Annotated in this window: 10 protein-coding genes and 1 tRNA gene; 6 read left to right on the plus strand and 5 right to left on the minus strand. The window is 42.2% G+C overall.

Annotated features, from left to right (window positions below; all coding sequences use genetic code 11):
- From I2I33_RS01355 to I2I33_RS01370, 4 genes are all read right to left on the minus strand, one after another.
- Positions 1-1,497, minus strand: coding sequence for a RagB/SusD family nutrient uptake outer membrane protein (locus I2I33_RS01355; protein WP_162613664.1), 1,497 nt, complete (start codon positions 1,495-1,497; stop codon positions 1-3).
- A 22-nt stretch (positions 1,498-1,519) separates the two neighbouring features.
- Positions 1,520-4,882 (minus strand): SusC/RagA family TonB-linked outer membrane protein, encoded by a 3,363-nt coding sequence (locus I2I33_RS01360; RefSeq protein ID WP_162613665.1) that lies wholly within the window; start codon positions 4,880-4,882, stop codon positions 1,520-1,522.
- A 102-nt stretch (positions 4,883-4,984) separates the two neighbouring features.
- A complete protein-coding gene (locus I2I33_RS01365) occupies positions 4,985-6,112 on the minus strand; it encodes a FecR family protein (RefSeq protein ID WP_162613666.1) in 1,128 nt (375 codons plus the stop codon).
- 47 nt (positions 6,113-6,159) lie between these two features.
- The gene (locus tag I2I33_RS01370; protein WP_087419160.1) at positions 6,160-6,693 is read right to left on the minus strand and encodes an RNA polymerase sigma factor; all 534 of its coding nucleotides are present in this window, start codon (positions 6,691-6,693) and stop codon (positions 6,160-6,162) included.
- A 146-nt stretch (positions 6,694-6,839) separates the two neighbouring features.
- Between I2I33_RS01370 and I2I33_RS01375 the strand changes: the two genes are divergently transcribed.
- Positions 6,840-7,418: an ORF6N domain-containing protein gene (locus I2I33_RS01375; protein WP_087419161.1), complete on the plus strand. Its 579-nt coding sequence runs from the start codon at positions 6,840-6,842 to the stop codon at positions 7,416-7,418.
- A 49-nt stretch (positions 7,419-7,467) separates the two neighbouring features.
- Here the strand turns inward: I2I33_RS01375 and I2I33_RS01380 are convergent.
- A tRNA-Arg gene (locus tag I2I33_RS01380) sits at positions 7,468-7,539 on the minus strand.
- A gap of 323 nt (positions 7,540-7,862) precedes the next feature.
- Here I2I33_RS01380 and I2I33_RS01385 point away from each other — a divergent pair.
- From I2I33_RS01385 to I2I33_RS01405, 5 genes are all read left to right on the plus strand, one after another.
- Positions 7,863-9,086: a PLP-dependent aminotransferase family protein gene (locus I2I33_RS01385; protein WP_087419162.1), complete on the plus strand. Its 1,224-nt coding sequence runs from the start codon at positions 7,863-7,865 to the stop codon at positions 9,084-9,086.
- A 91-nt stretch (positions 9,087-9,177) separates the two neighbouring features.
- Positions 9,178-9,630, plus strand: coding sequence for a D-aminoacyl-tRNA deacylase (dtd, locus tag I2I33_RS01390; protein WP_087419163.1), 453 nt, complete (start codon positions 9,178-9,180; stop codon positions 9,628-9,630).
- Positions 9,631-9,670: 40 nt separating this feature from the next.
- Positions 9,671-10,027, plus strand: a complete 357-nt coding sequence (locus I2I33_RS01395; protein WP_087419164.1) for a four helix bundle protein — start codon at positions 9,671-9,673, stop codon at positions 10,025-10,027.
- Positions 10,028-10,066: 39 nt separating this feature from the next.
- A complete protein-coding gene (locus tag I2I33_RS01400; RefSeq protein WP_087419165.1) occupies positions 10,067-10,396 on the plus strand; it encodes a nucleotide pyrophosphohydrolase in 330 nt (109 codons plus the stop codon).
- Positions 10,397-10,443: 47 nt separating this feature from the next.
- Complete coding sequence (locus tag I2I33_RS01405) at positions 10,444-12,807, plus strand: efflux RND transporter permease subunit (protein ID WP_087419166.1); 2,364 nt, start codon at positions 10,444-10,446, stop codon at positions 12,805-12,807.
- Positions 12,808-12,824: the final 17 nt, after the last annotated feature.

Below are 12,824 nucleotides of genomic sequence, written 5' to 3' on the forward strand. Positions count from 1 at the left end.
TTACTTTATTTGAGAGTTAGGATTATATTCGGTTTCTGGGAGAGGAACGATGTACACGTTCTCGTCGGCATTCCCGTTACCCCAAAGCATTGTCGTCGCCCCGGTTCTTTTGTACGTATAGAACATTTGTCCCTCACCGTAAAACTCCCGGCGGTACTCGTTTACCATCTCCCCGGAGACCTCACTCAAGGCGGAGAAACCTGCTTCATTCAATACAACGGAGTGAGCCAACATATAATCATGGTACCATTCGTTTATTTCGTCCAGATCGGAAGAGGTTTCCATCGCTATCAAGTAGACTTCGGACATCCGTAACAACGGGATAATCTGGTAATATAACATCTGGTTTTCAGCGTCATCTGCAAAATAATATTTTGCAAGGGCTCCATACAAGTTGGCCGACGCATCTTTCACGTTCCGGTTCCAACAATTCAGATACCTGTTGTGCGAACCCGTGTTTTGTCCCTCATACAAGTCACTCAACATGGAGCTGGAGATCACGAGATGGGAGGGGCCTGCCTGTTGGTCGGCTTTGTTACCGATCAAGAAAACGGACGAGTATGTTTTCACGTCATATTTACTGAGGTAGAGCAAACATTCCGACGGGCAGGCTTTATATCCCTTGGCAATATCGGTTTCACCGCTCATGGTCATTACCAATTCCCCGTCAGCACCTTTGGCCTCTATGATTTCTTTGGCCAGCGTGTACGCCTTGTCCTTCTTTCCCAAGTAAAGGTACATACGGGCTTGAATGGCTTTTACAGCCCAATAATTCATCCGGGACTGACGATAGTACATGTAGCTATCACTTAATTCATTCCCGTTCGCTGAATTCAACTCGGAAAAAGTATATTGGAACAAGGGATCATTGTCTTTCAATAAAGATTCCGCTTTCGACAAGTCGCTTTCTAATTTCACGACGTAATCATCAAAACTATAATAAGCGGGCATCTCATCAATCGAGGTTGTTTCAGAATAAGGTAATTCCACTTGCCGGGAGGCTCCCTGTGGCATTTGTCCGAACAAACGCAGCACGTCCAACTGGCAAAAAGCACGAATGGCGTACGCCTCTCCCGTGATAACGGCACGAGCCGCGGGGTCATCGATAACATCCCCGTTCTTCTCGGCATATTTAATAATCATGTTCGCCTGGGCGATCACGTTGAATAATCCCGCATAGATGGTCTTCACGGCCGTCTTGGAGTAGTCGCCCGTGTAGTCATGGTTCATGAGGTCGTTATCCTCGTAGCGTGTCGAATTACGGAACTGGTACCAGAGATTAGCCAAAGATTCAATATTCGACATCGTTAATCTTTCGCCATAAACATCTTGGCTGGCCAAACTCATGTAACAACCCGTGAGGGCATCCTGGAATCCTTTGTACGTGGTAAACAAATCTTTGTCTTTCTGTTCCGTGTCCGGCCGAACATCCAGCCAATCATTACAAGAAACGGACAACAAAGCCACGAGTACCGTTATGATATATAATCTTTTCATAAATACAGTTTTTAGTTGCGTGTTAGAATAAAAACTTGATATATCCCTGTATGTTACGAGCATACGGGTAGCTGGTTCCCCGTTCCATTTTAATGGATGATAAATGCAGGATGTCGGACATATTCACACCGAAAGTAATCGACGTGGCACGAGTATATTTCTGAATCCAGGGGGTATCCCATCGATATTGCACACCGATAGACGAGATCTCAAATACATTGTCATCCATCACGAAACGAGAGGTTGCACGGGTCTGGGTGTTACTCAATTGCTTGAAAAATGTCACGTCACCCGCTTGGAACCAACGGGATTTCAGCACACGGGCATCCACGTTTTGGCTGGATAAGGTATTCTTTGTTACCTCTACCTTGTTCAACAACGTCTCGTTGTACACCTTACCTCCCCAGTAATAGGAACAGGCCACGTTGACCGTCAGTCCTTTCCACATGAACATGATGCTGCCATTTCCCCTGTATTTTTGATCTTTTGATCCTAAATATACTTTATCAGATGGTTTCCAAGTATCGGTGATTTTCCCGTTTTTATCCAGAAAAATCTCGTTTCCCGTACTCGGGTCAATACCTAAAGAGCGTACGGCATAAATGGCATTCTGCGGACGTCCCTCGTAGAACAGGTTGCTCACGTCTACATCCTCCTGCAAGTACAATTCATTCTGGGCCTTGATCGCATCGGAAAGTTTGGTGATTTTATTCTTGTTGTAAACCAATTGCCCGCTAAACATCAAGTTCATCCTACGCTCCGAGTCCCGAATGGCATAGCCGCTAAAAGAGGCTTCCCAACCTTTATTTTCAACTTCCCCGACGTTCGCGATATAGGAAGAAAATCCCATTGATAGAGGTAGATCCATGTTAGAAAGGAGGTTTGCCGTCTTTTTCGTGTACACGTTGATTTCTCCTTTTACACGTCCTGTCCACAAACCGAACTCCATCCCGACATTAAATTCATCCGTCTTTTGCCAAGTCAGCTTGGGGTTTCCCCATCCTTGCAGGATCGTCCCATTCCAGTTCATGTATTTGTTGTCCGTGGAATACTTGTAGGTTGTCGATGCCCCGGTAGAGGAACCCTGTTGTGAACCGGTTTCCCCGTAAGAGGCTTTCAACCGTAAGGTCGTAAGCACGGGATGCCCTTGCAGGAATTGTTCGTTATGCAAGTTCCAACCGATACCGGTACTCCAGAAAGGTGCGTATTTCTTGTCACTCCCGAACGTGGAGCTACCATCAACACGATAGGCCAAGTCCACATAGTAACGCCCGTCATAGATGTAGTTCACGTTCCCGGTTAAACCAAAGCGACGGGTACTTGTTTTTGTTCCGCTAGGAATCCCATCCTTCATATACTGACGGGCGTTTCCTAAAAAACTCATATCCTCGCTCGAAAATCCTTCCAGTTCGAAACTGTATGAACGGGATTGTGTTTCGGCCAATGACCAGTCAACACCCACGGACAAAAGATGTTTCTCGGCAAAAGTTTTATTATAGGTCACCGTGACATTCCCGCTGTAACTATATTCTCTCCCGGTTCCATAACGATACAATCCGCGACGGAAGAATCCTTCATCCGTGGCATATTCCGCTTTCTGATCCCCGGTAGTGAAATAGGAATGTTCTGCCGGCAAGAAATAATCGCTACTGTTGTCCGTGCTGGAAATTCCCAACTGTCCCCTTAATTTCAACCCCTCGATGATATCCCATTCGATGGAAAAGTTATTGGTTAACGATTGATATCCCGATTTATCGAAAGTGTTTAACGAGGCGTCATATAACGGATTTTGCTTATCAAGGTTATTATACTGAAAACCATCGAAATAACGCACGAGATTACCATTCTCGTCATACGGGGCATCATAAGGTTGTTGCTGCGCATACGTGCTAAATTCCCCATACCGACTTTCACGCCCCCGGTTCATCCCGTAAGAAGTGTAATTCTTGAATGTCAATTTATCCATCATGTACATCAAAACGATGGAGCCGTTAAAATTACGCCGGGAAGAACCTTTCATGGCTCCAACCACGTTTTTGTAAGCCAAAGCACCACTCCAACGAAATTGTTCACTTCCTCCTTCCAAACGCAAATTATAATGGGTACCGACTCCCGTGTGCAAAGGCTTACTCAACCAATCCGTGTCCACCCCGGAGAGTACGGCTTTCAAACGTTTATTATATCTTTCGGAATATTTCACGTCATTCCCCGGCAGATCGGAATCATATAGCCCGGCCATCTTTTCCAATTGCAGTTTTTCTGCCGCATTCAGCAAATCATAGGAACTCAAATCCGGAGCCTCGATATCCATTCCTATTTCGGCATTCACTCTCAATTTACCCGCTTCCGGTTGTCTCGTGACGACCACGATCACACCATTGGACCCACGAGAACCGTAAATGGCCGTGGCTGCCGCATCTTTCAATATATTGATGGATTCGATCTCGTCGTCATTGTAGTCCATTAACTTTTCCAGTGTGATTTCGAAACCATCCATGATGATCAAAGGTGAGTTCACGTCATTTTTGATGCTTTCATTATACTCCTGCACACTCATGGGTAAAGAGGAATTACCCCGGATATTGATTTGAGGTACGTTATTCGGATTGCTACCCATGGCATTATTTACCATGAAGTTTAAGGAGGCATCAATATTTTTCAAGGTTTGCAAAACATTCTGCCCCTTGTACATTTTTAATTGTTCGGAAGAGATGCTGGAAACCGCACCCGTGTAACTTTCCTTCGCCTTTTTAAAAATACCGGTAACCACCACGTCTTCCAGCACGGTATTATCTTCTTCCATTACAACACGGACTTCGGTTTTGTCTTTGATGGATACCAGTTGTGTCTTCATCCCGACAAACCCGACTTCGAGTGTCATCACGTCTTCCGGAACACGCAAAGTAAAGTTCCCGTCAATATCAGTGGCTGTCCCGATTGTAGCATTCACCACCCGGACCGTTGCCCCGATAACTGTTTCTCCTTTACTATCCACAACTTTTCCCTTGATTTCTTTCGTGGTATCAGACTTTTTCTTGGGTTGGTAGACGACCGATATATATTTCCCATTCGCCACATCCGAAAAAACAAAAGGTTTACCATCAAGTACTTTTTGCAAAGCCTCGGTGATAGTCGCATCCTTCAACGAAACGGTCACTTTATAGGACTGCACGTCGTCGTATGTAAAGAGGATCTTGTAGGTAGAAAGTTTTTCCAGTTGTTTTAACACGTTGGATAAAGGTGTATCCTTGAATTCCGCCGTGATTTTCTTTTCTTGCGCCTGTGTCAGCCCTGCCGACAACAAGCAACATATCAAGAACACAACCCGGAATAACCCGTTCAGTCGAAAACTGCCCGGCTTGAATTGGAGTTTCTGGTGTTTCATAAATTTGTTCATTTAATTTATTTTTACATGACTCAAATACGTATTCTTTATTCAGATTTCGTTTTGAGATGTAAATCGGGTACCAGAAACGATAAAAATTTTTTATTTTACCGAAATTTTATTGTTTTCGTAAGTCGCTTGTACTTTACCAAGCATGTTCAATAATTGTAGTACTTCTTCTATTTTCTGATCGCGTTCGGCAAGGAAATGCAAGCGGTAATTCATCGCTTGCGGGTTCTCGAATTCTACCCGTATATTATACCACCGCCCTAATTCACGCATGATCTCGACCACGGTTTCATTATCAAAATAGAAATACCCTTCCGTCCATAAATAGTAGTTGTCCGTGTCAACTTCCCGCACGTCGAAAGTCCCATCTCCTTGTAAATGAGCGTCCTCCCCGGGACGTATTACCACTTCCGAGGATGAACTAACATTTTTCACTTTCACGCTCCCTTTCAACAAGGTCACGTGTGAATCATCGGACACGTAGGTTCTGACATTAAATTCGGTTCCCAGAACTTCCGTCGTGATATTACCGGATTTTACAATAAAAGGTCTTTTTGAATCGGGCGTTACTTTGAAATAACCTTCCCCCTCTAACTCAACCACTCGCTGCTCTCCGGTGAAGCGACTGGGATATTTCAAACGACTCTCGGCATTTAACCATACTTGAGTTCCATCTGCCAAACGAAGTTGATAAGCCCCACACCTGGGAGTTGTCAATGTATGTATCTTTGTTTCCCGGATCGTTTGCTGGTAATCCAACTCCTCGTCTCCCCGGGTAATACCTGTTTCTCGTAACAAACTATCTGCTTGAGGTGCGGATAAAGACACCATACGCCCGTCACCCGTGGACAAAAGAACTTCTTGAGATTGAGTACTGGCGGTAAAAGCCACGATAGGTTGGTTAACCGGAACCAGGGAGGTCCGATCGAACATCTGCCAACTGAAAAATAAAAGCACAGAGGCCGCCACACCTATCGAGATGCCGATCCACAATTGTTTTCCTTTATTTTTACCGGAAATTCTACTTTGCCGGAAGTTATTCCATTCTTTATTCACATCAGGTTTCAAGGACACATGACGACGTGCAAACGCTTGCCTGTAATCCCCTAGCAAGCGAGCATCTTCCTGTTCTTTCGGATCATCCAGAATTGCATCAAGCTCCTCCTGACTCAACGAGCCGGGATCATCCAAAGCATCCAGCAAATCCTTTTTATTTTTCATATCCTGATCATCCATGTTTATTAACGACCTAATTTATATTAATACGTTTAGACCTCATTTTCGGGCACCCCCTCCGAGCCATTATTTATATGAAATTCTTCCCGCAATAAACGCAAGGCTTTCATAACGTGCTTTTTTACCGCACTAGGACTGATGTTTAGCATCTCCGCAACCTCTGCATATTTTTTTCGGTTAAAATAACATTCTTCCATGATATGCCTTGTCTGCGGGGTTAAATTATCTAATACTTTATATATCCGTTCGATCTTCTCGTTTTCCTCGTCCAGCCCCGCATCCTCTTCCGAAAGCATCCGAGAATACAATGCCACGTAATTCTCTTCCACTTTATTATGCCGGAAGGTGTCTATGCTTTTATTCCGTACACTTTGAAAAAGAATCGCCACCACGTTCATCTTCCGAAAGTTTTCGTAGTTTTTCCACACGTACTCGAACGCATCATTCACCACATCCCGACTGACCTCCGCATCATTCAAAAACTGATAAGCATAGTAGTACAAACGGGAATAGTTCCCCGTGTACAGTTCTTCGAACTCTTTTCCATACCTCAAGCTTTTCAGCATATTCAATCCTGTTTATCCGCCTGCTAAGTTAATAGAAATTCATGGAACACGTACTTTTGATTTGCATATTCTTTAACTTTATAGCTATATAGTGATGATTCATATCTATTTTTACTACATTTGCCCTACTAAATAATATAACCGTGATGGACCTGCAAATCATTCAAGACAAAATTTATGAAATCCGAGGACAAAAGGTCATGCTTGACTTCGATCTGGCTGAATTATATGGAACAGAAACAAAATATTTGAAACGTTCCGTGAAGAATAATTTAAAACGATTCCCATCGGATTTCATGTTCGAGTTGACAAAAGAAGAGTGGCATTCTTTAAGGTGCAGTTTTAGCACCTTAAACGGGGGAAGAGGGCAACACCCCAAATATATGCCTTTTGCTTTCACGGAATTAGGTGTCGCCATGCTAAGTAGCGTCCTTAATTCAGAAATCGCTATCGAGGTAAACATGGGCATCATGCGAGCTTTTGTCGCCGTTCGACAATTAATAGCCAACTCTCCAACAGATAAAATAGGGGAAATTAAAAACGAGTTGAAAGAACTGAAAGAGTATGTCGAGGAAATGTTTGCCGACCAAAACGATATAAACGAGGACACCCGAATGCAACTCGAACTGATCAACCAAACACTTGCCGAATTACAAGTAAAAAATCGAGGGACTAACGAACGAAAACGAATCGGCTATCAATTACCGGGATGTAACAATAAATAAAAGCTAAAAGTACATTCTCCCTGTTTAACTTTTAGCTTTTATCTTTTTGTACCCCCGGGCAGAATCGAACTGCCATTTAAAGTTTAGGAAACTTCCGTTCTATCCGTTGAACTACAAGGGCCTTTATTCGGCTTGCAAAACTAATCGAAAAAACGGTTTATTCCAAATAATTATCACATTAGTCTTCTTTTTCTAGTCGAGAAAATCCCATAGCATCATATTATCTCCTCCACATCTCTGAAGAAACTTTTATCCAAGCAAAATACAACTACAAAGCTCTCAAAATTCAAATTATTACTAAAAAAGCTCGAAAACATACAAAATGAAAGTACCGCAATCGATTTTAATAAAAAACTGATATGAAAAATTTTATTTCAAAAACTTATTATTAACTTCGCAACACAAATACTTAACAGCGTGTATTCACTTTAAATAAGAATAAACATGGTTAGCGACTACAAAGAAATTCTATCAGACAGCGCCAAAGGGATGAAGCGCTCTGCTATCAGAGAGTTGTTGAAATTAACTCAAAAGCCGGAAATTATTTCTTTCGCCGGGGGTCTTCCTGCTAAAGAATCTTTCCCGTTAGAACAATTACAAGAAATTTGTGCGGAAGTAATTGCCACGGATGGTGCTGCTGCTTGCCAGTACGGTTCAACCGAGGGAGTTCCTGAATTATTGGAAATCCTTGCTCAACGTTACCGGGATCAAGGCTTGAGCTATGTTACAAAAGAAAATATCACGATCATCACTTCTTCTCAACAAGGTTTGGACACGGTTGGTAAGATTTTCTTGAACCGTGGAGACAAATATATTTGCGAGTTACCTTCTTATCTTGGGGCCCTCGGTGCGTTCAACTCTTACGGTGGTGTAGGCGTTGGTATTCCTCAGGACGAACAAGGTATGAGTGCCGTGGAATTAGAAAAGACTTTGGCTGAAATGAAGGCTAAAGGGGAAAAACCGAAATTCATCTATTTGATTCCGGACTTCCAGAATCCTGCAGGTATGACCATGCCGGAAGCCAGAAGAATCGAAATTCTGAATATTGCCAAGAAATACGAGATCATGGTTGTTGAGGATAGCCCTTACCGTGAACTACGTTTCTCAGGAAAACCGCAACGTATGTTGTACGACTTGGATAATGGAGAAGGTAATGTAATTACGTTGGGAACTTTCTCCAAGATCTTCATGCCGGGATTCCGCATGGGTTGGGTTCTTGCTCACCCGATGGTGATTGACAACTTTGTGAAGGCAAAACAAAGTACAGACCTTTGTACCTCTGCTTTCTTACAGAAAATCACGGTTAAATTCTTCCAGAAAAACTATTTCGATGCCAACGTGAAGAATATCGTTGATATGTATCGTAGCAAACTGGAAGCCATGTTAGGTGCTTTCGAGAAATATATGCCGGAAGGTGTCACCTGGACTCGCCCGGAAGGTGGTTTGTTCTTGTTCTTGACATTGCCGGAAGGATACGATGCAGAGGAATTATTCCAAATCGCTATCGAAAAGAACGTGGCATTCGTACTTGGAACCGTGTTCTTCGTTAACGGTGGAGGTAAAAACACCATGCGTATCAATTTCTCTTACATGAGCGAGGAAATGAACATCGAAGGTGTTAAGAGATTAGCCGACGCAATTAAAGAACTATACGCTAGAAAAAAATAATCTAGAATGTAGATTTAAAATTTAGAGTTTGGAGTGGAGTATATGAATAAAATTCATATATTTCACTCTAAATTTTAAGACTAAGTTCAAGATGAAAGTAGTTATTCAACGAGTTACACGTGCCAGTGTTACCATCGAGCAACAATTGTTTTCTTCAATAGATAAAGGGATGCTCATATTAGTAGGAATCCAAGCCGATGACACGGATGAAGACATTAACTGGCTATCTTCCAAAATTGTAAATCTCCGTATATTCGATGACGAGAATGGAGTAATGAATAAATCCATCCTAGACTCCGGTGGTGAAATCCTTGCCGTTAGTCAATTTACTCTCATGGCTCGAACCAAAAAAGGCAACCGTCCCTCATATATTGATGCAGCCCCTCCCGCCATCTCCGTTCCGTTATATGAAAAATTCGTCGCAACCCTAAGCCAAGAACTCCACAAAGAAGTTCAAACCGGACAATTCGGAGCTAACATGAAAGTCGAATTAATCAATGATGGACCCGTAACAATCATTATTGATTCCAAGAATCGACAATGATTGTTAAACTCACAACTAAAAGTTAAAAGATAAAAGTTACATGGATTCAATTTTACAAGATAAAAGTTATACTTTTGCCATAAGCATCGTGAAACTTGCTCAATTCCTTCAAAAAGAACAGAAAGAATTTGTTATCAGCAACCAAATTCTAAAAAGTGGAACCTCCATGGGAGCTTTAATCCGTGAAGCAGAATTTGCACAAAGTCAAGCTGATTATATTAACAAATTTTATATCGGTCTTAAAGAAGCGAATGAAACGAATTACTGGCTTAATCTTTTAAAAGACACAGGATATATTGATGGGAATAATTTTACAAATATGGAAAAAGATAATAAAGAATTAATTGCCATGCTTGTCGCCACAGTAAAAACACTCAAATCTAAATTAAAGAAATGAACTTTTATCTTTTAGTTTTTAACTTTTAACTTGGTAACAATGGATATCGCAGAATTACAAACCGCAGTAGATGCATGGATCAAGACCCACGGGGTAAGATATTTTAACGAATTAACAAACATGACTATTCTGGTAGAAGAGGTCGGAGAACTAGCCCGGGTGATGGCTCGAAAATATGGCGAACAGTCGTACAAGGAAGGAGAGAAGGATAATTTGGCAGAAGAGTTGAGTGATGTTCTTTGGGTACTGGTATGCTTGGCAAACCAAACAGGGGTAGATTTGAACGAGGCCGTAAACAATAATTTTGCCAAAAAAACAGCAAGAGATGCTAATCGTCACAAAAAAAATCCGAAACTCTTAAAAGATTAAACACTTTTATCCTACTTTTGCCAACAAATGCGCAAATAAAAAATATCATGTGGATTAAGATTGCAGGGATTCTTCTTCGTAACCGGGTGGCCTTTATTGTTGGGGTCTTGCTTATCACCGTTTTCATGGGATTTCAAATCCCTAAAGTGGAAATGTCATATGAATATTCGAACCTGTTACCAGCCACGGATAGCGCATACCTAGACTACCTTGATTTTCACGAGAAATTCGGACAGGAAGGAAACGTGATGGTCTTTGCCATACAGGACAAAGACTTTTACCAGCTCGACAAAATGAATGACTGGATCAGCATGTGCGATAGCCTGAAAGCTCTTCATGGCATCGTGGCTCTCGTGGATATTACCCATTCATTCAATCTTCACAAGGACACACTGAATAAAAAATTTGACATCCAACCCATCTTTCCCAACCATATCAAGGATCAACGGGAACTGGACAGCTTAGTGAATATCATTGAAAATCTTCCATTCTACGACGGAACGCTGTTCAACAAAAAGAAAGACATCTATGGAATGATGGTTTCCGTCTCCGCTGATGTGATGAACTCTCCTGCACGGGTAGGATTAGTAAAGGATATTTTAGAGATTACCGAACATTTCTCGGAAAAACATAACCTCCAGATGCACTATTCGGGACTTCCTTACATCCGGGTGGTCAACGCAGAAAACATCAAAGGAGAGATGTACATGTTCATCATCCTGTCGTTATTGATCACGACATTCATCCTCTACCTGTTTTTCCGTTCCTTCCGCATCATCGGTTTTTGTTTATTGATTGTGCTGATTTGTGTCAGTTGGACGGTCGGTGTTATGGCCATGCTAGGCATCAAAATCACGCTACTCACCGCCATGTTGCCACCTCTGTTGATCGTGATATGTATTCCGAACTTGGTATTCATGATTAACAAATTTCATGCGGAATACGATCGTCACGGAAATAAAATCAAGGCCTTGCAACGCATGATTCAAAAGATCGGGAATGCCTCATTCCTAAGTAATTTGACCACAGCTGCCGGTTTTGCAACTTTCATCGTGACCTCAAGTCAAATCCTCGTGGAATTTGGAATAACCGCCTCCATTGGTATCACTTTCGTGTACCTTGTGTGTTTGGTCATGATTCCTTGCGGATTCAGTTTCATGCCGGAACCGGATAGCAAACAAATCAAACACTTGCACAATAAAACGGTAACCGGAACACTGGAGCGTGTCACTCAACTTATCTTAAATCGTCGGAATGTCGTGTACGGAGTTGCCATTTCCGTTGTCATCCTTGGAATTATCGGACTTACTCTCATGAAATCCACGGGTTATATGGTGGACGATTTGAAAGAAACAGACCCGATTCGACAAGACCTAAGTTTCTTTGAGGAAAATTTTGACGGATTAATGCCCCTAGAAGTAACTGTTGACTTCGGAAAACCCAAGCAAGTACTGAACTTACCTAACCTCCAAAAACTGGATAAACTCTCCGAGGAATTATCCAAAGACGAAGATATTTCCAAACCCATTTCCCTCATTGAAGTCATCAAATTTGCCAATCAGGCGTTCTATAACGGGAAACCCTCTTATTACAAGCTCCCGACAAATATGACCAAAAATTTCATCTTGAAATATGCCTCCCAATCCACGGGAGAAATTGGCGGACAAGCAAACTCTTTCGTTGACTCCACCTTCCAACGGGTGCGCCTCAGTTTCCGGGTAAAAGACATCGGGACCAAAAAAATGCAGGAAAAAGAAGACAAGCTATACAATATCGTTGAACAATACTTCCCGAATGACCGCTACACGGTGAAAGTTACCGGTTCAAGTATTATTTTCTTTAAAGGGACTCAATATCTTGTATTTAATCTCTTTACCTCACTCGCATTAGCTATTGTTCTCATTGCTTTCTTTATGGCTTGGATGTTCAAGAGTAAGCGCATGGTACTAGTTGCCTTGATCCCCAATATCATTCCACAGATCATCACGGCTGCCATCATGGGATACTTCGGCATCCCGATCAAAGCATCCACGATTCTAGTATTCAGCATCGCTTTCGGAATTTCCGTTGATGGAACGATCCATTATCTCGCTAAATACCGTCAAGAATTACAAGGAACAAACTGGAGTATACGATCTTCCGCTGTACTGGCCCTACAAGAAACAGGACAAAGTATGATTTACAATGCTATCATCCTGTTCTTCGGATTCGGCATCTTTGCTCTTTCCGATTTCGGTGGTACGGTTGCATTGGGTATTTTGGTCTCCATCACGTTATTGGCAGCCATGCTATCTAACCTGATACTTCTACCGTCATTATTACTAACGCTGGACAAACACACGACAAACAAGACTTTTCAGGAACCTAAAATAGACATTCTCGCTGAAGGAGAAAGCAAAGAAATAAAATAAAAACATCCTATGTAGGA

This window comes from Butyricimonas sp. BSD2780061689_150309_C8, assembly GCF_015560935.1.
Lineage (GTDB): Bacteria > Bacteroidota > Bacteroidia > Bacteroidales > Marinifilaceae > Butyricimonas > Butyricimonas paravirosa.